At 34.0% G+C, this 20,317-nt stretch carries 23 protein-coding genes; 5 read left to right on the top strand and 18 right to left on the bottom strand.

Features of this window, described 5'->3' with window-relative positions; all coding sequences use genetic code 11:
• Positions 1-16: 16 nt before the first annotated feature.
• The 5 genes from accC to ACJJV4_RS00985 form a co-directional block, all read right to left on the bottom strand.
• The gene (gene accC / locus ACJJV4_RS01005; protein WP_405291211.1) at positions 17-1,459 is read right to left on the bottom strand and encodes an acetyl-CoA carboxylase biotin carboxylase subunit; all 1,443 of its coding nucleotides are present in this window, start codon (positions 1,457-1,459) and stop codon (positions 17-19) included.
• Positions 1,460-1,471: 12 nt separating this feature from the next.
• Complete coding sequence (locus ACJJV4_RS01000; protein ID WP_405291209.1) at positions 1,472-1,957, bottom strand: acetyl-CoA carboxylase biotin carboxyl carrier protein subunit; 486 nt, start codon at positions 1,955-1,957, stop codon at positions 1,472-1,474.
• Positions 1,958-2,129: 172 nt separating this feature from the next.
• Complete coding sequence (locus tag ACJJV4_RS00995) at positions 2,130-2,810, bottom strand: PrsW family intramembrane metalloprotease (protein WP_405291207.1); 681 nt, start codon at positions 2,808-2,810, stop codon at positions 2,130-2,132.
• A 31-nt stretch (positions 2,811-2,841) separates the two neighbouring features.
• Positions 2,842-3,390: an NUDIX domain-containing protein gene (locus ACJJV4_RS00990; RefSeq protein WP_405291205.1), complete on the bottom strand. Its 549-nt coding sequence runs from the start codon at positions 3,388-3,390 to the stop codon at positions 2,842-2,844.
• Positions 3,391-3,452: 62 nt separating this feature from the next.
• Positions 3,453-4,541, bottom strand: coding sequence for a M42 family metallopeptidase (locus ACJJV4_RS00985; protein ID WP_405291203.1), 1,089 nt, complete (start codon positions 4,539-4,541; stop codon positions 3,453-3,455).
• 96 nt (positions 4,542-4,637) lie between these two features.
• On the opposite strand from ACJJV4_RS00985, the gene ACJJV4_RS00980 reads away from it, so the two are divergent.
• From ACJJV4_RS00980 to ACJJV4_RS00970, 3 genes are read left to right on the top strand one after another with little or no spacing between them, the layout of a single operon-like run.
• Positions 4,638-5,321 carry a DUF4294 domain-containing protein gene (locus tag ACJJV4_RS00980; protein ID WP_405291272.1) on the top strand — a complete coding sequence of 228 codons (684 nt, stop codon included), beginning with the start codon at positions 4,638-4,640 and terminating at the stop codon, positions 5,319-5,321.
• A gap of 3 nt (positions 5,322-5,324) precedes the next feature.
• The gene (locus ACJJV4_RS00975; protein ID WP_405291201.1) at positions 5,325-5,951 is read left to right on the top strand and encodes a hemolysin III family protein; all 627 of its coding nucleotides are present in this window, start codon (positions 5,325-5,327) and stop codon (positions 5,949-5,951) included.
• Entirely contained in the window at positions 5,948-6,439 is a 492-nt protein-coding gene (locus ACJJV4_RS00970) for a GNAT family N-acetyltransferase (protein ID WP_405291199.1), read from the top strand. The genes ACJJV4_RS00975 and ACJJV4_RS00970 overlap by 4 nt, the downstream gene beginning before the upstream one ends.
• A gap of 15 nt (positions 6,440-6,454) precedes the next feature.
• On the opposite strand, the gene ACJJV4_RS00965 is transcribed toward ACJJV4_RS00970, so the two are convergent.
• The 6 genes from ACJJV4_RS00965 to kynU form a co-directional block, all read right to left on the bottom strand.
• On the bottom strand, positions 6,455-6,883 hold the full coding sequence (locus ACJJV4_RS00965; RefSeq protein ID WP_405291197.1) for a DUF4268 domain-containing protein: 429 nt from the start codon (positions 6,881-6,883) through the stop codon (positions 6,455-6,457).
• A gap of 58 nt (positions 6,884-6,941) precedes the next feature.
• On the bottom strand, positions 6,942-7,583 hold the full coding sequence (locus ACJJV4_RS00960; protein WP_405291195.1) for an O-methyltransferase: 642 nt from the start codon (positions 7,581-7,583) through the stop codon (positions 6,942-6,944).
• Between the two features lie 90 nt (positions 7,584-7,673).
• A complete protein-coding gene (locus ACJJV4_RS00955) occupies positions 7,674-8,756 on the bottom strand; it encodes an amidohydrolase family protein (protein WP_405291193.1) in 1,083 nt (360 codons plus the stop codon).
• Between the two features lie 73 nt (positions 8,757-8,829).
• Complete coding sequence (locus tag ACJJV4_RS00950) at positions 8,830-9,363, bottom strand: 3-hydroxyanthranilate 3,4-dioxygenase (RefSeq protein WP_304406520.1); 534 nt, start codon at positions 9,361-9,363, stop codon at positions 8,830-8,832.
• A 140-nt stretch (positions 9,364-9,503) separates the two neighbouring features.
• Complete coding sequence (locus tag ACJJV4_RS00945; RefSeq protein ID WP_405291191.1) at positions 9,504-10,892, bottom strand: FAD-dependent oxidoreductase; 1,389 nt, start codon at positions 10,890-10,892, stop codon at positions 9,504-9,506.
• Positions 10,885-12,156, bottom strand: coding sequence for a kynureninase (gene kynU / locus ACJJV4_RS00940; protein WP_405291189.1), 1,272 nt, complete (start codon positions 12,154-12,156; stop codon positions 10,885-10,887). The genes ACJJV4_RS00945 and kynU overlap by 8 nt, the downstream gene beginning before the upstream one ends.
• A gap of 128 nt (positions 12,157-12,284) precedes the next feature.
• On the opposite strand from kynU, the gene ACJJV4_RS00935 reads away from it, so the two are divergent.
• Positions 12,285-13,661: a sensor histidine kinase gene (locus tag ACJJV4_RS00935; RefSeq protein WP_405291187.1), complete on the top strand. Its 1,377-nt coding sequence runs from the start codon at positions 12,285-12,287 to the stop codon at positions 13,659-13,661.
• Between the two features lie 10 nt (positions 13,662-13,671).
• Here ACJJV4_RS00935 and ACJJV4_RS00930 read toward each other — a convergent pair whose 3' ends face one another.
• The gene (locus tag ACJJV4_RS00930; protein WP_405291185.1) at positions 13,672-14,334 is read right to left on the bottom strand and encodes a hypothetical protein; all 663 of its coding nucleotides are present in this window, start codon (positions 14,332-14,334) and stop codon (positions 13,672-13,674) included.
• Between the two features lie 31 nt (positions 14,335-14,365).
• On the opposite strand from ACJJV4_RS00930, the gene ACJJV4_RS00925 reads away from it, so the two are divergent.
• A complete protein-coding gene (locus ACJJV4_RS00925) occupies positions 14,366-15,166 on the top strand; it encodes a class I SAM-dependent methyltransferase (RefSeq protein WP_405291183.1) in 801 nt (266 codons plus the stop codon).
• Positions 15,167-15,177: 11 nt separating this feature from the next.
• Here ACJJV4_RS00925 and ACJJV4_RS00920 read toward each other — a convergent pair whose 3' ends face one another.
• From ACJJV4_RS00920 to msrA, 6 genes are all read right to left on the bottom strand, one after another.
• On the bottom strand, positions 15,178-16,146 hold the full coding sequence (locus tag ACJJV4_RS00920; protein WP_405291181.1) for an alpha/beta fold hydrolase: 969 nt from the start codon (positions 16,144-16,146) through the stop codon (positions 15,178-15,180).
• A 48-nt stretch (positions 16,147-16,194) separates the two neighbouring features.
• Positions 16,195-17,169 carry an alpha/beta fold hydrolase gene (locus ACJJV4_RS00915; RefSeq protein ID WP_405291179.1) on the bottom strand — a complete coding sequence of 325 codons (975 nt, stop codon included), beginning with the start codon at positions 17,167-17,169 and terminating at the stop codon, positions 16,195-16,197.
• A gap of 122 nt (positions 17,170-17,291) precedes the next feature.
• Complete coding sequence (locus tag ACJJV4_RS00910; protein WP_405291177.1) at positions 17,292-18,038, bottom strand: SDR family NAD(P)-dependent oxidoreductase; 747 nt, start codon at positions 18,036-18,038, stop codon at positions 17,292-17,294.
• A 63-nt stretch (positions 18,039-18,101) separates the two neighbouring features.
• Positions 18,102-18,665 (bottom strand): TetR/AcrR family transcriptional regulator, encoded by a 564-nt coding sequence (locus tag ACJJV4_RS00905; protein ID WP_158847413.1) that lies wholly within the window; start codon positions 18,663-18,665, stop codon positions 18,102-18,104.
• A gap of 64 nt (positions 18,666-18,729) precedes the next feature.
• On the bottom strand, positions 18,730-19,530 hold the full coding sequence (locus ACJJV4_RS00900; protein WP_405291174.1) for a DUF6503 family protein: 801 nt from the start codon (positions 19,528-19,530) through the stop codon (positions 18,730-18,732).
• Positions 19,531-19,574: 44 nt separating this feature from the next.
• Entirely contained in the window at positions 19,575-20,234 is a 660-nt protein-coding gene (msrA, locus tag ACJJV4_RS00895; protein WP_405291172.1) for a peptide-methionine (S)-S-oxide reductase MsrA, read from the bottom strand.
• Between the last annotated feature and the right edge of the window lie 83 nt (positions 20,235-20,317).

Here is a 20,317-nt window from a genome sequence, read left to right as displayed (position 1 = left end):
GAGGTTTTAATGTTGCCTACTTAATAGGTAATCGTAAAATCTTTTGGTCTTCTAAATATTGTTTAACGGCAATGAGTGCGGAAATTTTGGCTTCAGTTTCCGATTCAGCTTTAATAGCTTCCGGATTATAATGTTGTTTTACAAAATGTGTATCGAAATTTCCAGATTGAAAAGCCTCGTGGTTACAAACAAACTTTCCGAAATTTAATGTGGTTTGTACGCCTTCAACGTGATAATTATCAATAGCTTTTATCATTAATTGAATGGCTTCTTCTCGAGTATTCCCGTAGGTTATTAACTTCGCCAACATGGGGTCGTAATAAATAGGAATATCCATGCCTTGCTCAAAACCGTTGTCTACTCTAATGTTTTTACCTTTGGGTAGTTTGTAAACTTTTAAATTGCCTACGCTTGGTAGAAAATTGTTTAATGGGTCTTCGGCACAAACTCTTAACTCTAATGCGTGCCCTTTAATTTTTAAATCGTCTTGTTTTATTTGAAGTGCTTCGCCTCGTGCAATTTTTATTTGTAGTTCAACTAGATCCACTCCAGAAATAAGTTCTGTTACCGGATGCTCAACTTGTAAACGTGTATTCATTTCTAAAAAATAAAAATTTTGATTTTCATCTAATAAAAACTCAACAGTTCCTGCTCCCAAATAGTCGCAAGATTTGGCCACTTTTATAGCGGCTTCCCCCATTTTTTTACGAAGCTCTGGCGATAAAATACAAGATGGCGCTTCTTCAATAACTTTTTGATGCCGACGCTGTATGCTACATTCTCTTTCAAAAAGGTGTAAAACGTTGCCGTGACTATCGGCTATAATTTGAATTTCTATATGTCGTGGAGAACTCACATATTTCTCAATAAAAACGGAGCCATCTCCAAATGCAGATGTGGCTTCGCTTATTGCACGATTCATCTGCGATTCTAAATCGGCTTCTTGTTCCACAACGCGCATGCCTTTTCCGCCGCCTCCTGCCGATGCTTTTATTAAAATAGGAAACCCTATGTCTCTTGCAATGGTTTTTGCTTTTTCAACATCGGTTATGGCTTCGTCAATCCCCGGAACCATTGGGATGTTATAATGCTTTACGGCATCTTTTGCTGCCAATTTGCTGCCCATTATTTTAATGGCTTTCGATTTTGGTCCAATAAAAATAATGTTATTCGCTTCGCAAGCCTCTGCAAATGCGGCATTTTCACTTAAAAAACCATAACCTGGATGTATGGCATCAACATTAAGGCTTTTAGCAACTTCAATAATTTTATCGGCTCGTAAATATGATTGGTTGGATGGTGGTTCGCCAATGCAAACGGCTTGATCTGCAAATTTAACATGCGGTGCATTTCGGTCTGCTGTAGAAAATACAGCAACCGTTTTTATGCCCATTTTCTGAGCCGTTTTCATTACTCGAATGGCTATTTCTCCTCGATTTGCAATTAATATTTTCTTCATGCTTTATATTAATTATTCAAATTCAATTAATAAATAGTTTTTTTCTACGGCATCACCTTTTACAGCAGAAATCGATTTGATAATTCCATCTCGTGGTGAAGTAATTATGTTTTCCATTTTCATGGCCTCTAAAATTAATAGCGAATCGTTTTCTTTAACCTCTTGACCTGTTTTAACAAATACCTCTAAAATCAATCCAGGCATTGGCGCCTTTAATTTATTAATGTGTTTAGATGCACTATTTTCAAAGCCCATTTCGGTTATTAGTCTGTCTAAATCATCAGAAATGTTGACTCTATAAGTGGCGTTATTAACTTGTATAGTGTAAGTTTTGTTTAAGAAATTACTTTCTGAAATTTCAACTTGATACGATTTGTTATTATGAAGAATGTGTCTGTTATTTTCGGAAGTATTTATAGCATCTAGCTGGTATGCATCTTCTTTCGAAATTTCAAAAACCTGATTATTGTTCACTTTCGTGATAAACTGTTTACTCATAAAATCCAGATTAGTTTGTAGTAAATATAAGGATTTTAAGATTCAATTTAAATTTCGCATTTTGAAACGAAAGGCTATTGTCGTGAATTTTAAAAGTTGCTAGCGTAAATTAGTTTTATAACGCATTTGCTTTTTAGTTATTGAATATGTAGAGAAAGCTTTTTAGTGAAGGTTATGCTTTGTTTTTAAAATGAGAATTTTCCTGATGCTGCTGTATCGCTTTTCTAGAAAGTAAAATGCCAATAAAAAGTGAAACGAAAGCACCTATCCAAATTCCTGGAATAAAATCGATAAATAGAAAGAAATCGTAAGTACCATGGAAAATGGCGGCCAATAATAAGCCTGTTAAGTTTAAAACTATTTTATTGTTAGAGAATTTAGCTTTTCCCATAAAATAGCCCATTAGAATGCCGAAAGTTGCATGGGCCGGAATGGCCGTTATGGCGCGTAGTAGAGCCGTTTCAAACCCACTTTCAAAAACATAAACAATATTTTCTGTTGCAGCAAAGCCCATAGAAACCATTACGGCATACACAATGCCATCAAAAGGTTCATTAAACGCATGTCGGGTTTGGGCAAAATAACGCACAATAACATATTTGCTAAACTCTTCGGTTAAACCGACAACGAAAAAGGCTTTTATAAATAGTTGAAGAAGACTTGTGTGGTCGTCTAAGAGTAAAACAAAATCAAAAACGTAATACATTAACGAGGTTATAATAATGCTAATTATAGCGCCTAACAAAAAGGCAGTAAGCATGAGTTGTTTAGGCTCTTTTTCGTATTTATCTTTGATGTAAATGTAAATAATAACGAGAAAAACAGGTGCAATTGCAGAGAGAAGTAATATCATTAAAGAGTTTGTTATATTTTTTGTTGATAAATTAAATTTGCTCCTTTATTTTATCGAGTACAAATTGGTAGTATGTTTTATTAGTATCTATAAAGTGGTTGTTGTTAACGGTGTCTAAATGCAATTTAAACTGATTAAAAGAAACGAGTTTTAATGCTTCAACCTCTTCTTCTTGTGCAGTAAGCTCTGTGATGTCTACCTTTAGTTCAGCAATAAAAACATGATGAAATTCATTATCTTGAATAGCACCATCGGCATAAGCTGTTAAATGTTTGTTTATTCCAATTTTAATTAAATCGGTGGATTTTAATAATAAGCCCAGTTCTTCGTGAGTTTCACGTATTGCAGCAGTTTCTATAGATTCACCGGCGTCAATATGGCCGGCAGCCGATACATCCCATAGTAGTGGGTAAATAGCTTTTTTATGAGACCGTTGTTGTAGCAAAATTTCACCTAGGCGTGTAAATAACCAAAGATGAATGGTATTGTGAAACCAACCATTTTTATGAGCTTCAGATTTTAATGCGACCTTTCCGGTTGGTTCTCCATTTTCGGATACAATATCTATATATTCGTCCATATTCTAAGATTAAAAAAAAGCCTCATGTAAGTGAGGCTTTTGTGTTTTATATTCTAATTTAATTAGTCGAAATAACTAAATGTTTCGCCATCTTTAATGTTTAATAATGTTTCATATATCATTTTAATAACGTTTTCAACATCATCCCTATGTACCATTTCTACAGTAGTGTGCATGTATCGAAGTGGTAACGAAATTAATGCAGAAGCTACGCCACCATTACTATACGCAAAAGCATCGGTATCTGTTCCGGTAGCTCTAGAAAGCGCAGAGCGTTGAAAAGGAATGCCTTTAGTTTCTGCTGTTTCTGTTATTAAATCTCGTAATTTTTGTTGTACTGCAGGAGCGTAAGCAATTACAGGGCCACTACCAATTTGTAAGTCACCTTGTGATTTCTTCTCAATCATTGGTGTAGTAGTATCATGAGTTACATCGGTAACAATGGCTACATTGGGTTTAATGGTTTGAGTAATCATTTCGGCACCACGCAGGCCAATTTCCTCTTGTACGGCATTTGTAATATATAATCCAAAAGGTAATTCTTTTTTGTTTTCCTTTAATAAACGTGCTACTTCGGCAATCATAAAACCACCCATACGGTTATCTAATGCACGACAAACAAATTTATCACCATTTAAAATATGAAATTCATCAGGATACGTAATTACACATCCAACGTGAACTCCAAGCTTTTCAACTTCTTCTTTGGTTTTACATCCACAGTCTATAAATATATTATCTGGCTTTGGTGCTTCTTCATTTGCTTTATTACGTGTGTGTATGGCAGGCCATCCAAAAACACCTTTTACAATGCCGTTTTTAGTATGGATGTTTACAATTTTACTAGGTGCAATTTGGTGATCACTACCTCCGTTTCTAATCACGTAGATAAGTCCATCATCAGAAATATAATTAACATACCACGAAATTTCATCAGCATGTCCTTCAATAACTACTTTGTATTTTGCATCTGGATTAATTATTCCTACAGCAGAGCCGTAAGTGTCTGTAATAAATGTATCTACATAAGGTTTTAAATAATCCATCCATATTTTCTGTCCTTCCCATTCGTATCCGGTAGGAGCTGCATTATTTAAATATTTTTCAAGAAAGTCCATAGACTTTTCGTTCAGTATACTCTTCTTTGCCATTTTATTAAGTTTTGCACTAAAATAATAATATAAATAGAAAAAAAATGTTTTAAAGGGAGTAAATTATTAATTTTGACAGACTAATTATCTTGTGATATTTTGACGACATTTTTAAAATACATATTCTTCTTATTCCCGGTGTTGCTTATCGCGCAAGTTAGCGATGTAGAGCAAGATGCTACTGTGGGTAAATATTTGATAATAAAAGGCGATAGTATACCGAGAACCACAATAGATTTAGATGCTGTAATGATTTTGCATCGTCTTAAATTTGAGAATAGAGAAGCGCGTATACGGTATTTAATTTTGCGCCGAAAAACATTAAAAGTGTATCCATATGCAAAAATGGCTGCAGATCGCTTAGATTCTCTAACAAAGCATTTGGCTACACTCACCAAAAACAGGGATAAACGAAAATATACTAGGAGAATACAGAAATATATTGAAGGCGAATTTTCAGATGAATTAAAAAAAATGAGTCGCACCGAAGGGCAAATACTCGTAAAATTAATACACCGACAAACCGGAATTACTACGTTTGAATTAGTGAAAGAATTACGAAACGGTTGGCGGGCCTTTTGGTATAACACAACGGCGAGTATGTTCGATATTTCATTAAAGCGTGAGTTCGATCCTGAAAATGAAAAAGAAGATTATTTAATTGAAGATATTTTGCAACGAAGTTTTCAAAGCGGACGATTAGTGCGTCAAAAATCGGCTATTCCATTCGATTTTTATAATCTCACAGAAAAGTGGCGTAATACACCCGAAAAACCTTAAGTTATGCGAATTCAAACACCTTTTGAAGAGAAATTAAATGCTTTAACACATGGTGTTGGTGCAGTTTTGGGTGTGGCGGCTCTAGTTTTATTAGTGATTTATAATACACACAAAACACCATGGAGTTTGTTTAGTGTTATTATTTATGGCATCTCTATTATTGTTTTATTTACTGCATCAACGTTGTATCATTCGGTCACAAAAGAGAAGCAAAAACATATATTCCGTATTATAGATCATATTAGTATTTATTTACTTATCGCAGGGACTTACACGCCTGTTTGTTTAATAACGCTCGACCAAAGTTTTGGGTGGCCAATGTTTTGGGTTGTATGGGGTATTGCCCTTTTTGGGGTAGTTTTAAAAATTTTCTTTACGGGAAGATTTGAAATCTTTTCAACCTTACTCTATTTAGTAATGGGTTGGCTTATAGTTTTCGATTTTACTGCTTTGTCGGAAGGTGTAGGGAACAACGGTATTTTGTTTTTGTTCGCTGGTGGTTTGTCTTATACAACGGGTATTATTTTTTATGCCATTCAAAAAATTCCTTACAACCATGTTATTTGGCATTTGTTTGTTTTAGCGGGTGCTGTGTTTCATTTTTTAATGATTTTTAATTACGTGATATGATAGCTGTTAAAAGTGCAAAAACTCAAGCCGATTTTAAATTAGTAGAAACCTTAGCAAGCCAAATTTGGCATCAGTATTATCCTGATATTATTGGTTTAGAGCAGGTGGAATATATGTTGGCGAAATTTAATTCTGCGAAAGTGATCAAAGAACAAGTAGGTTTGGGAGCGCAGTTTTACTATTTAAGCTATAACGAAACATCGGTTGGTTATATGGCTATTAAGCCAGAAGATAATTTTCTGTTTTTAAGTAAATTGTACGTAGCAAGAGCATTTAGAGGAAAAGGTATTGGTCGAGTTGCTTTAAACTTTATAGATGAAGAAGCAAAAAAACACCGACTTTTAGGCATAAGATTAAAGGTGAATAAATACAATACAGCATCTATTGCGGCTTACGAAAAGTTAGGCTTTAAAAACGTAAAAGCATCTGTAACCGATATAGGAAACGGCTTTGTTATGGACGATTTTGAAATGGAAAAGTTGTTCTAGTGTTTAGTTGAGGCATTATCCTTCAATAACATCTTTGTACTCCTCAAAGAAGGCTTCAAATAAATTCATGTTTACATTAAAAAACTCCATAACATCGCGCCATGTGTTTTTGTTGTGGATAGATACTTTTTGTTCTAACGGTAAATAAATTCTCGAAATTTCTTTTTCATTATCTAAAAAATAAGCTTCGTTGTAAATGGCGTCTGGCAAATATTCGTCTAACAAAATAGATTTTAGAGCCACTAGTTTTTCCCAATGATTTATGCGGTGTTCTAAGTCGTCCTCAAGATCTAAAGCTATTAAAGCCGATTTATTATCAAAGTGAAATTTAAAACTTAAACCTTTTAATTTTGTGTTGTATAAAATCCACTTTCGTGGAAAAGATTTTCCGAAACTGGTCCAGAATTCTTCTCTCATTTTTCTTGATTCTTCTTTACTAAACATAAAATGAACTTTTTGTCATTTCCGCGAAGGCGGAAATCTCATTAATTTATAGCCCTAATTACAGCTTTCTACTCACCGTTAACCCATCACGAATAGGTAAAACAACGGTTTCTATTCTTGGGTCTTCCTTTAAAAGGGTGTTGTAATCTAGAACAGCTTTGGTTGATTTATCTTTTGGGTCCAGCGGTTCAATGACTTTGCCATGCCACAGCACATTATCGGAAATTATAATACCACCTAGATTTAATTTATCAATTATTAAATGAAAATAGTTTACGTAGTTAGGCTTATCGGCGTCTATAAAAATTAAATCGAAGGTTTTGTCTAAGGTTGGAATAATATCAATGGCACTTCCTAAATGTTGAAAAATTTGCTTTCCATATTCCGATTTATCGAAATATTTACGCTGAAAATCAAACAATTCTTCATTAACATCAATAGTGTGTAACTCACCATCTTTTTGTAAACCTTCCGCCAAGCATAAAGAGGCATAACCTGTAAAAGTGCCGAGTTCCAAAATGTTTTTTGGGTGTTTTAGTTTTGATATCATGCTCAAAACTCGCCCTTGATAGGGGCCACTAAGCATAATGGGCTGTAAGATTTTTTGATATGTCTCACGCGTAAGTTGTTGCAATAATGAAGGTTCGTCTTCAGAGTGGTTTACAACATAGGTGTCTAATTCTTCTGGTAAAAAGTGCATTTAGAATGTGTTCTTTTCGTAATAGATAAAAGGCAAAAGTATTACTTTTTTATAATCTTTCGGGGTCTCAAAATTAAAAGCAAATTGTGGTTATCCTAAAATGCGAGTTATTAGTTTCTGTTTAGCTAAATCATCATCACCGCAAAGCCATTGAATCACGTTGTTTTCCCAAATATCTTCGTATTCAGTTTTGGTTATAATTTTACGCTCTACGGCTAGATCTAAAATTTTTCCAGGGTATGATGATTGCTTATCACTTTCCATTTCACCTAAAGGATACGGATCGTCTAACCCCATAATAACTTGTTTAGAGCCATGGTTTCTAATCAATAATTCTAGTCCGCCAGTATCATGGACCAAAGTATCGAAGAATATGTTTTTATGTCCCACGGCTTTTCTTGGGTGGTGTTTGCCTTCGAATAAGTCGGGTCTGCCATCAAAGCCTTGAATACGTCGTCCTAAATTAATTTGAGCCAATTGTCCGCCATGCGCAAAACAAGTTCGCATATTTGGATATTTTTCTTGATAACCATTTAAGGTTAAAAAATGATATGCATCGCCACATTGAGCCAACATCCAAATAAGATGGAAACGCCAAGATGTGTTTTCTAATTTTATAAATTTTTCACCATCGTATGGGTGGATTTCTACAGCTAAATTGTATTTGTTAGCCAACTCAAAAATAGGTTCATTTTCTTCATCAAAAATACAACGCCATGTGCCAATGGTATCCATATAATGTGTTGGTAAACACAATAATTGCATGCCGTGTGTTTCTACACAACGTTCAATTTCCCAGCAGGCACTTCTAATAAAACCTGGATGCACCACAAAGCCACAAGTAAATTTACTTGGGTGTTCGCGCTGTATTCGGGCATTAAAATCGTTTTGAAAACGTAATGCTGTTTTCATTTCTTCAACACGTAAACCATTACCGTATAGTTGCGATAGATTTAAAACCACAGCATGATCTAGCTTATTGCGTTCCATCCATTCTAATTTTTCGTCTAGAAAAAAACTAGAGTCGGTTACGGGACGTTTCCAATCTTTTTGAAGCATGAATTTTCGGTCTTTATCCACCCAGAAAATGCCTTTTTCTTGCATGTAATCTGGTATTTCTTCCGGATAGGGAAGTAAGTGCGAATGGCCGTTAATTCTAAGTTTACGTTTCATGTGTTTTGATTCAGCTAAAGCGAAAAAGATAAGTATTGTTATGTGCAGATTAGGATTTAAATTTTAAAATGCACTATTCAATTTTTACTTTTTTTGGTGGTTGCATAACTTCACCACAATTTGGGCAAGTGCGTTTGTGTTGATCGTTGTAATAATTATCGAAAATTTTAGGCATGTCGGTTTCAATATTCTCTAGTGTAAAATCTTCTTCATAAAGTTTGGTTACACAATTTTCGCAAAACCAAACTAAAGCATCTTTAGTGCCTTCTGGGCGTTTGTACTCGATAACTAAACCTACAGTGTTAGCACCACGTTGTGGAGAATGTGGCACTTTTGCTGGTAATAAATAGATATCACCTTCTTTAATATGCACATCTTTTGGCGTGCCTTTATCAATAATTTTTAAAATAATATCACCTTCAATTTGATAGAAAAACTCAGGGGTTTCATTGTAGTGATAGTCTTTTCGGCTGTTTGGGCCACCAACAACCATAACAATAAAATCGGCATCTTTCCAAACCACCTTGTTACCAACGGGCGGTTTTAGTAAATGCCTGTTTTCTTCAATCCAAGCTTTAAAATTTAAAGGCGAAACTAATTTGCTCATGTTTTTATGTTTTGAATATAGAGTTTAATACCAGTTGTTAACTGGTATAAGTTTTTATAAAGTTACAATTTATAATGAATTGTATATGTTTCAAATGTTAAATATTAGTTGCTTTTCTTTACTAAAAAACAATTAGTATTTTATAAGAATGAATTTTGTGTTAAGATTTTATCGGTTTCTTGTTTTACCTTTTTTAGGATACTATTTAGGTTCTCAGATGTGTTTATGCTTTTATTTTTTAATAGGCTGAGAATGGCTTTGTCTTGTGCACGCCCTTTTAGCATAGCTTCTTGATAACCTATGTTTTCATTAAAAGTAACCATACTATATTTTGAAGAATATTCGGTTGGAAACTCCTTCTCTAAAGCCATTTCTATTTTACGTTTTTCTTGAAAAATAGGATGCGCTACATGATCTCGCATTTCTAAAAAGTTATCGAGTGCTAAATCGGCAATAGCATCGGTATCTTTTTTACGATGATTTTCGTAACGTTCAAAAACCGTTTGCCAATCGCCTTCATATTCATCTAAAACAGCGTCAAATTCTACAACATCTTCAAAAGCAGCGTTCATGCCTTGGCCGTAAAAAGGGACAATAGCGTGAGCCGCATCGCCCATTAAAAGCGTATTGCCTTTGTAATGCCATGGCGAACATTTTACGGTGCCTAATGCAGCTGTTGGATTTTCAAAAAAGTCTTGTGTTAAATTCGGCATGAGCTCTAAAGCATCTGGGAATTCTTTTTTGAAAAAGGTCTCTACCAGTTCTGGTGTTGTTAGGTTATCGAAATTATATTCGCCTTCGCTGTAACTTAAAAATAAAGTAACTGTAAAACTTCCGTCTAAATTAGGTAAAGCAATAAGCATAAAATCGCCTCTTGGCCAAATATGTAATGCGTTTTTGTGTGTTTTGTAATCGCCTGTTTTTGTTGGAAGTATGCTTAATTCTTTATAGCCATGAGAGAGGTAATCTTGCGAAAAACTAAACAGAAATTTTTTACCCAAAAAGTAGCTCTTCCTTAAAGCAGATCCAGCACCGTCGGTAGCTATTATAATGTTGGCGTTTTCTGTAAATTCGAGTTTGGTTTCGTAATCTTTAAATAACGCGGAGGTATTTTCAAAATCTACGGATTTACATTTTTTATTGAAATATATATTTACATTTTCGTGTTGTTCGGCTTCATTTAAAAGTAGGCTATTTAAGTCGCCACGAGAAATGGAGTTGATGTATTCGTGAGTTCTTCCGCTGTAATTAGATTGAAATGTGTTACCTTCTTTATCATGAATCATGCGGCCATGCATGGGAATGGATAAGGCTTGGGCTTTATCTTCTAAACCAACAAGTTTCATGGCTTTGTTGCCACGATCGGAAAACGCTAAATTAATAGAGCGACCGGCACTAATATCTACTTTTCGTAAATCGGGACGCATTTCGAAAACCGAAACGCGATATCCGCGCTGCCCCATACGTAAAGCAAGTAAACTTCCGCAAAGTCCTGCGCCTATAATAATAACGTGTTGTTGTTTACTCATTTAAAATAGTTTTTAATTTTTCAACTAATCGGTATACATCTTCGAAAGAATTGTATAATGGAACGGGAGCACAACGAATTACATCAGGCTCTCTCCAATCGCTAATTACACCAGATTCTGTGAGTTTATTATGCAATGCTTTATTCGCATTTTTCACCTGAATAGAGAGCTGGCAACCACGCTCGTCTGGGTTTGTTGGGGTTATTATTTTAATAGCATCTTCACCTAAATCATGTAGTAAAAATTCGAAGTAACCTGTTAGTTTTTTTGATTTTGCAGTGAGTTTATCTATGCCAACGTCATGAAACATATCTAGAGAAGCTTTTATTGCGGCCATAGATAAAATAGGTGGGTTGCTAAGTTGCCAACCTTCTGCTCCGGGAAGTTGATCGAATTCCCCACGCATATTAAAACGTGTTTTTTTATTGTGGCTCCACCAACCTGTAAATCGGTTTAGTTCTTTATTGTAGGCATGACGCTCATGTATAAAACAGCCTGCTAAGCTACCAGGGCCAGCGTTTAAGTATTTGTAAGTGCACCAAACAGCAAAATCGGCACCCGAATCGTGTAGGTTTAATTGAACATTTCCTGCGCCGTGAGCACAATCGAAACCAACATTACAACCATATTTATGGCCTAACGTTGCAATGCGTTTTAAATCGAAAAATTGACCGGTATAATAGTTTATGCCGCCAATCATAATTAGGGCAATTTCATCGCCTTGAGCTTCTAAAATAGCTTCTAAATCATCATAATTTAAAAGTTCTTCGCCTTCTCTAGGTTTCCAAAGTATAACGCCATCTTTATCATCATATCCATGATGGCGTAATTGAGATTCTACAGCATATTTATCTGAAGGAAAAGCATCACTTTCAATTAAAATTTTATAGCGTTTTTTTGTTGGTTTGTAAAATGAAACCATCATAAAATGAAGGTTAGCCGTAAGCGTATTCATTACAATTACCTCAATAGGTTTTGCGCCTACCACATGAGCCATGCTTTCGGATAAAAACTCATGATACGGTAACCAAGGTGTTTTAGCTTCAAAATGACCTTCTACACCTAAGTTTGCCCAGTCTTCTAGTTCTTGGTTAATATATTGTTTTGTCGCTTTTGGTTGTAGTCCAAGCGAATTTCCTGTCATGTAAATAAGTGGTTCCCCGTTTTTGTTTTTGGGTAAGTAGAATGCGTCGCGATACGATTTTAATATATCGTTTTGGTCCTGCTGTTTTGCAAATTCTAGACCTAATTTAAATTCAGACAAAAGATTATAGTTTTTCCGTTCCTAGCAAAAATAAAACAATTATATCAAATAAAAACTTAGCTTAATTCTTATTTCTCTTGTAGGAATTGTTTAACTTTAATGCGTTAACGTATAAAACAGAAGTGTTTATGTTAGGGGAAATTTGGGAATCGTATTTACAGAGGTATATCCGGTATAGCCGATTTTCAGAGCGCGAAGAACAGGAAGGTTTAGCATATTTTAGAGATAAACTTTTTATTTCTATTTTATTATTAACTTTTGTGTTAGGGTCACTGTCTTATGTACCTAGTACCTATGTTGCAGTTTCTAGAGATGAACCTATTATTGTTGTTTTAAATACATGCACTATATTGGGTTTAATATTTACGGTATTCTATCGCGGGCTTAGCTTTTATACTAGAAAAATATTGTTTTCAACTAATATATTTTTTCTATCCTTTGTTATGTTTATGGTACTTGGCCTAGAGGGAAATGGTAGTGTTTTAATTTTTGCTTTATCTATTTTAATTACACTTTTTAATGGTAGAAAGCATGGGCTTCTTGCTGTTCTTATTGTTGCCGTTTTTTATGTTATTTTGTTATTAGGTTTATATTTTGAGCTTTTTTACTTGCCCATATTCGATCAGTATGATTTTCAGCTTTTAAGTATTGTAATGGTTAATAACTTGCTTTTTAACCTATTGTTGGTTTTTTCGGTTTCATTTTTAATCAACCAGTTGCATACGGCCTTGTTAAAAGGAAATCAATTGCAAATAGAACTTCATGAAAAGCACAATAATGTTCTAGAAGCTAAAAATAGAGTGGAGAAGTCTGATAAATTAAAGTCTGCTTTTTTAGCGAATATGAGTCATGAAATTAGAACACCTATGTATGGAATTTTAGGTTGTGCTCAGTTTTTAAAAGAATATAATGAAGATGATCCGAACTATCAGGAATATATAGAGGTTATAGAGGATAGTGGCGAACAATTATTGGATATTATGACCGATATTATTAATATTTCAATAATAGAATCGGGATTAATGTTTACAAATATTAAAATGTTTAATGTGAATGACAATATAAATACTGTTTATAATGCCTTTATACCTGAAGCTGATGAGAAAGGTATTGTGTTTATTTTAAACAATACTATTGCTATTCAAGATGCTTATATTAGTTCGGATAGTGAAAAGGTTACTTCCGTATTAAAATATCTTATAAAAAATGCTATAAAATATACAGATAAGGGCACGATTGAATTATTGTGCGGCCGTAAAGATGAAAGCTTTATTGAGTTTCACTTAAAAGATACCGGTATGGGTATTCACGAAGATAATTATGAGAACATATTTGACACATTCTATCAGGTAGATGTTGAAAACGAGAATGCTTTACACGGTTCGGGCGTTGGCTTAACGATAGCGAAAGCGTATATAGAAATGCTTGGTGGTAACATATCTCTAATAAGCGAAGTAGGTGTAGGTACCTCGTTTTTGTTTACAATGAAAGTGAATTTAACCTAAAAAAACGTTTTTAGTTTATAGAAATATTAGTAAAATTTAAATTCCAATTACCATTTGGTTTTTTGTGATCTACAGCAAGTTTAAGTCCGTTAATGTCTTTATAGTTTTCAAAAGTAGTTATCATCGATGGTTCTGTTTGGTTCGCTTTTCTGAAAATCCATTCTTTAATTAAAAAGGTATCATCATAAAAAATATCGTAAGCATCACCAGGTGTATAGCCGCCATCGTTAGAATAGGTTAGCGTTATTTTGTTTAAAGCAGTTTTGCTTATTGGAGCTTCTGTTTTAACAGATTCGGAAATGGTTATGCCAGAATCCCAAACTAATTGAAACGGGATAAGTAGCCAAAATTTATCGTTAATAAAACCAGGATCTACTTTTAAGCTAATAGAATCTAATGCAGAACGGTTGTAGCTAATGGTATCTGCATTCGTGATAGATGTAATATCGTTTGTTTTAGGTTTCCAAACCCAGCGTCTTTCAAAGTGTGTACTATCTTTATCTACGTTAAAAGTAAAAGCAATTTCATTAACATTTTTCCAGTTTTCAAAACCGTGGGCATGGGCTATTTTTTCAGCAATGGTTAATGGTTTTGGTTCAGGAATAGATTTGGTATTGTCTTTACAAGACGCAATTAATAGCGTTAATAGAGTTATGTAGATATAGTTTTTCATAATTTAGATTTTTTGTAAAGATACTTTGAAGATGACAAATAACAGTAAATATTTTAAAACGAATAAGGCGACTTGGAATCAAAAAGTAAAGGTACATGCCGAAAGTGATATGTACGATATGGAAGCTTTCAAGAAAGGAAAATCTTCCTTAATGCCGTATGAGTTGGAAGCTTTGGGAGATGTAACAGGAAAGACTTTACTGCATTTGCAATGCCATTTTGGTCAAGATACCTTAAGTTGGAGTAGGTTAGGTGCTAAATGTACTGGCGTAGATTTAAGTGATGAAGGTATAAAGCTTGCAAAATCTTTAAATGAAGAATTAGAGTTAGATGCGGAGTTTCTATGTTGCAATGTCTTGGAAACATCTCAGCATATAAAAGAAAAATTCGATATAGTGTTTACCAGTTATGGTGTTATAGGTTGGTTACCAGATTTAAAACCTTGGGGGAAAATGGTAGCCGAACGCCTAAAACAAGGTGGTACATTTTTTATGGCAGAATTTCACCCGATAGTTTGGATGTTTGATTATTTAAATGAAGAACCAATAATGACATATGGCTATATGCAAGATGAGGTGATTTATGAAGAGTATGAGGGTACATATGCTAACCAAAAATCGACAATAACGAGTAAGGAATATGGATGGAATCATGGTTTAGGAGAAGTGATTTCTGCACTTGCCGAAGCCGGATTACATATCGAGTATTTAACCGAACATAATGAGAGCCCTTACAATGTATTGCCGAATTTGGCTGAAACCGATAATGGTATGTTTGTTACAAAGGACAAATTATATCCTTTAATTTTCACTTTGAAGGCGACTAAGATTTAAAAAGTAACCTTTTATTTTATATCATGCTTGTCTAAAAACTTCAAGATTAATTCTGCTATTTCTCTTGTTTTTTCTTCAGCAGCGAAATGACCTGCATCCAAAAGATGAAGTTCCGCGTTTGGCAAATCCTTTAAATACGCTTTAGCGCCATTCGCATTAAATTTTAAATCTTTTTTGCCCCAAGTAATTAATGTTTTAGGTTGATTTTGCTTTAACATGTTTTGCCATTTTGGATAACTCAATAAATTGGTGTTGTAATCCTGAAATAGTTGCACTTGTATGTCTCTGTCTTTTTTAGAATTTAGAAAAACTAAATCGTGTGTCCACGCATCCGGACTTTGTATATTCATATTTCTTTCATCTAAATCAAATAAATACTGCTTGTTAATCACAGCCTCTTTTCCGGTTAGACTGTATAAAAAAGCATATTTTGTTTTGGAGGTATCGGTTTGGGCTGTTCTAAAAAAGTTTTGTCTTTTTTCGGTTAAACCATCTAGGTAGGCGTTTGCATTTTGTACAATTAAAGCATCAATACGGTTAGGGTTTTCCATAATCATTCTATAACCTACAGGAGATCCAAAATCTTGCATATACATCACATAGTTTTCAATATGGAGTGTTTCTAAAAGCTTCTGAGTATAATTGGCTAATAAATCAAAGGTATATTTAGTTGTTTTTGGGTCTAGGTGAGAGCTATAACCCGAGCCTAAATTATCTGGCGCAATAACATAGTAGTGCGTTGATAGCATAGGAATTAAATTTCTATAGGAATGTGAAGATGATGGATAACCATGAAGTAAAACTATAACCGGATTCTTTTTATCGCCAGCAGCTCTGTAAAACAATTTTACACTATCAATTTCTGCATAGTTGTATGTGGTTGCGGGAGGTAAAAAGAAATTGTTTTTGTTATCTTCTTTAATACTGTTACATCCAAATAATGCTAGGCTTAAAATTGAAATAATTATTAAGTGTTTCATTGTTTTTGTTTTCAGGTTAAAAATTGCTGATTGAGAGATTAGACGTATTTATTTTGTATGCTTGCTCATAAAGCTCCTCATTTTTTTAATAATAGCATCGCCATCTTCTTCTAAAGCAAAATGCCCAGTATCGTAAATGTTGTAATCAATATTTGTAACATCCTTTTTAAAAGCTGTTGCACCACTTTCAGGAAAAAAGGCATCGTTTTTACCCCAAACAATTAATAAAGGCGGTTGGTTATCTCTTAAATACTGTTGCCATTTTGGATACAATTTTACATTGTTTTGGTAATCGTAAAATAAATCTAGATTTACAGCATGAGCGCCTGGTCTAGAAAGTCTTAAGTAATCTAAATTCCAGTTATCTGGGTTTACGGTCTCTATATTTCTAACGCCATGTGTGTATTGCCATTTTAAACCTTCTAAAGAAAACGCTGGTAATAACGCTGTTTCGGTAGTTTCGTTTCTGTCTTTCCAAAGTGCTCTTATGCCTTGCCAAGCATCACCTAAACCTGCTTCGTAAGCGTTTCCGTTTTGATTAATAATGGCTGTAATTCTTTCAGGGTTTGCTGTAGCAAGTCTAAAACCAACTGGAGCGCCATAATCCTGAATCATTATAGCATAAGTGTTAACGTTCTTTTTTTCAAGAAATGCGTTTATGGTTGTAGCTAGGTTATCAAAAGTATATTCGAATGTTTTTGAATCTGGAAAATCACTATTACCAAAACCAGGATAATCTGGAGCGATGAGGTGATATTCATTTGATAGCTGATTTAATACTTTTCTGTATTGATGTGATGATGCGGGAAAACCATGTAGTAAAACAATACTTGGGTTTGCAGCGTTTCCAGCCTCTCGGTAGGCTATATTTATTCCATTGACTTCAATAGATTTATAAGCTACAGTTTCATGATGAACTGAACTGTCTATTTCAACTTCTAATGTTTCAGTTCGAGTTGAGGTGCTGTCTTTGCAAGAGGCAAAAAGGAGTAGAATGGATAGTGCATAAATTATATTTTTCATAATGTATTATGTAAATGTTTATTCCATTTTAATGCTATTAATCAAATGGATTTAAATTAAAATGAAATAAAAAGCCATAGCACTTTGTGTTTTGCGAACTATGGCTTTATCATGATATGTTTTTAGTTTCTACCAGCCATAACACCACCATCGGTATCCCAAATGGCGCCTGTAACCCATGATGCTTTGTCTGAAAGTAAGAATACAATACTATTTGCTACATCTTGAGATTCTCCAAAACGTCCAATAGGGTGAAAACCATTAAAGCCAACCAATGCTTCTGCAGCAGCTTCTTTACCTCCAAAAACGTCATGATAAACAGGTGTGTTTACTAAAGCTGGAGATACGGCATTAACACGGATGTTATCTTCTGCTAATTCCATGGCTAAATGTTGTGTTAAAGAATGTAAACCAGCTTTTTGCATAGAATATGCTGTAGATGGTGTTGCTTTTACGGCTTGTTTTGCCCACATAGAGCCTACGTTTACAATAGAACCACCTTGAGTAGCTTTCATTTTTTTAGCAGCACTTTGAGTGATGAAAAAGAACCCTCTATTTAAATCTAAATAAGAGTTGTAATCTTCCATAGTATGGTCTAAAAATGGTTTTGGGCCAAAAATACCAGAAGCATTTACTAGAAAATCTAAATTTTCTAACTCTGAAATTTTAGACACTAGTGTATCTACTTCTTCTGTGTTAGAAATGTTTACGGCATGTTTAATTAAGTTTGGGGCATCTGCTACTTTGTTAATATTTCTACCTACAATATGCACAGTTGCACCACCTTCTAATAAGCTATTTGCTGTTGCGTTACCAATACCACTTGTTCCGCCAATTACTAAGGCTACTTTGTTTTCGAATTCTTTCATGTTATTTATTTTTTAAAGTCTAAAATTGAACAGACAAGTCTGTCTTTGTTTGTGTAAATTTTTTTAAGATATGATCTGCGAACACAGTTGTTTTGTTTCTTTTATTGGCCAATCTTCTTGGTGTAAATGACTTTCGCCAACAGCACCTTCGTAGAGTAAGTATATTTGTCTGGCAAGAGATTTAACTTGCGCTTCTTTTACATTTTCTAAATTGTTTGTAATAAGTTTTGATATTAAATCAATAAAACTATGCTTTTGTGATTGAATTTCTGTTCTTATAATTTCGTTGTCTTTCGGAATTTCAGAAACGGTTTTAATACACCAACAACCGTTAAAATCTTTATCTCTAAAAAAGAGTTCGAGAAAATCGAAAATAGCTAAAACTTGAGCTTTACCTTTTGGTTTCGATGTTGTAAAATCTTCTACATCTTGAATGAAACTGGTGTTTTTAAACTTAAGATACGCTAAGCAAATTTCTTCCTTAGATTTAAAATGATTGTAAAGCGTTGCTTTTGCAATACCTGCTTCTGAAATAATTTCATTGATTCCCGTGGAATTATAGCCGTTTTTATAAAATAAGAACGAAGCCGTTTCAATGATTCTATTTTTTACCTCAGAATGTTTCATAGTGCAAATATAGATAAAAAAACCAAAAAACAGACAAGTCTGTCTGTTTTTTGGTTTTAGAATATTATTTAGTCGATAAATTAATAATATCCTCTGTTTTAATTTTAGATAATTCCTTTAGTTTTCCAGCTTCAAAAAGTTCTGGAAGCTGGTCTAATGGCGTACCTACTTCAGCTTCGTAATTTGTGTAGTCTTGAAAAGTAATACCATCTACAACCCGTTTGTTGTAAGCTGCTCTAAAACGAACACCTCCATTATTAACGGAATAGTTATAAGCTAAGTAATCTATTTTTTTTGTTTCGGTATTTATCCAGTAGCGGTATTGGTCGTCAAAATCTTCTCCACCACCTTCTTGATTAAATGTTATGCCTAAAATAGCATAGTTTTTTTCTTTAATTGTTATGTGGCCTACGTACGTTTTATTTACAGAGGCATCATTTAGTTTATGTGGTAATGTGGCAAAGTAAAAAACAGAATTTATACCACCAGTTGCCTCTTTAATTTGTTTTTCGTTTAGGCTTACGGTATCTCCATTAACGGTTCTATAAAGTTTACCATTTTTAAGAACATCGGTAGTTACGTTGTTGTCCTTTTTTGAAATCTTGGTATACTCGTAATTTTGGTTATCATTTTTAAAATGATATGTATTGTCTCTAAAAATAAAGCTGTAATTGGCCGAATTATATAGATCGCCACCATGAGCCTCTATGGCTTGGTTTAAAATAACTTCTGCTTTTGAAGCGGGTTTTACAGGTGTTTTTACTTCTTCTTGAGGAGAAGGTGTTACCACCTCTTTTTTCTTATCGTTACAAGCAAAAACTGTAATACTGCATACTATTGCTAAAAGATGATGATGTATTCTCATTTTAAAGTTTTGAGTTTTACTAAAAATTTAGTCTAGATATAAAATTAATGAGAGGCTTTTAATAGCTCCTTCGGAAATTTAGCTTTAAATCTGTTTAATCTTGGTACAGATACATTTTGAATGTAAGGATTTTCAGGATGTAAACGCTCGTAATTTTGGTGGTAATCTTCGGCGATCCAAAATTTTTGGAACGGATAAACTTCGGCCGCAATTTTTACATTTAGTTTTTCGGCAAGAGCTGCTTTCTTTTTTAAGATAATTTGCTTCTGTGCTTCATTTTGATAAAAAAGAATTGAACGGTATTGAGAACCACGATCGTTTCCTTGGCCATTAACCTGAGTTACATTCTGTGATGCAAAATAAACATCGACTAAAGTTTCAAAACTAACAACTTCTGGATCGTAAATAATTTCTACGGCTTCAGCATGACCTGTTTTGCCGGTATTACTTGCTGCGTATGTGGGTTTTGTAGTGTAACCTCCAGAATAGCCAGAAATAGACTCGTCTACGCCTTTTACGCTTTCGTAAATGGCTTCTACACACCAGAAACATCCGCTTGCAAAGTAAGCGCGTGCTTTTCCGTTTTTTATAGGCACTTCTATTGGGTCTGCATTTTGCACTTCTAGCTGCTGTTGTTTGTTTTGCGCTGTATTTTGACAGCTAAAAAAGAGTGATATTGCTAGTATTGGAATAATATGTTTCATGAGATATGTTTTTTCTAATGCTTTAGACGCATAAAGTTATAAAAACTTAAAAGGAATTATATAAAAATATTTTGCCAGAAAAA

This window comes from Algibacter sp. Ld11, assembly GCF_045066735.1.
GTDB lineage: Bacteria > Bacteroidota > Bacteroidia > Flavobacteriales > Flavobacteriaceae > Algibacter.
This window is presented reverse-complemented; position numbering and strand designations above follow the sequence as displayed.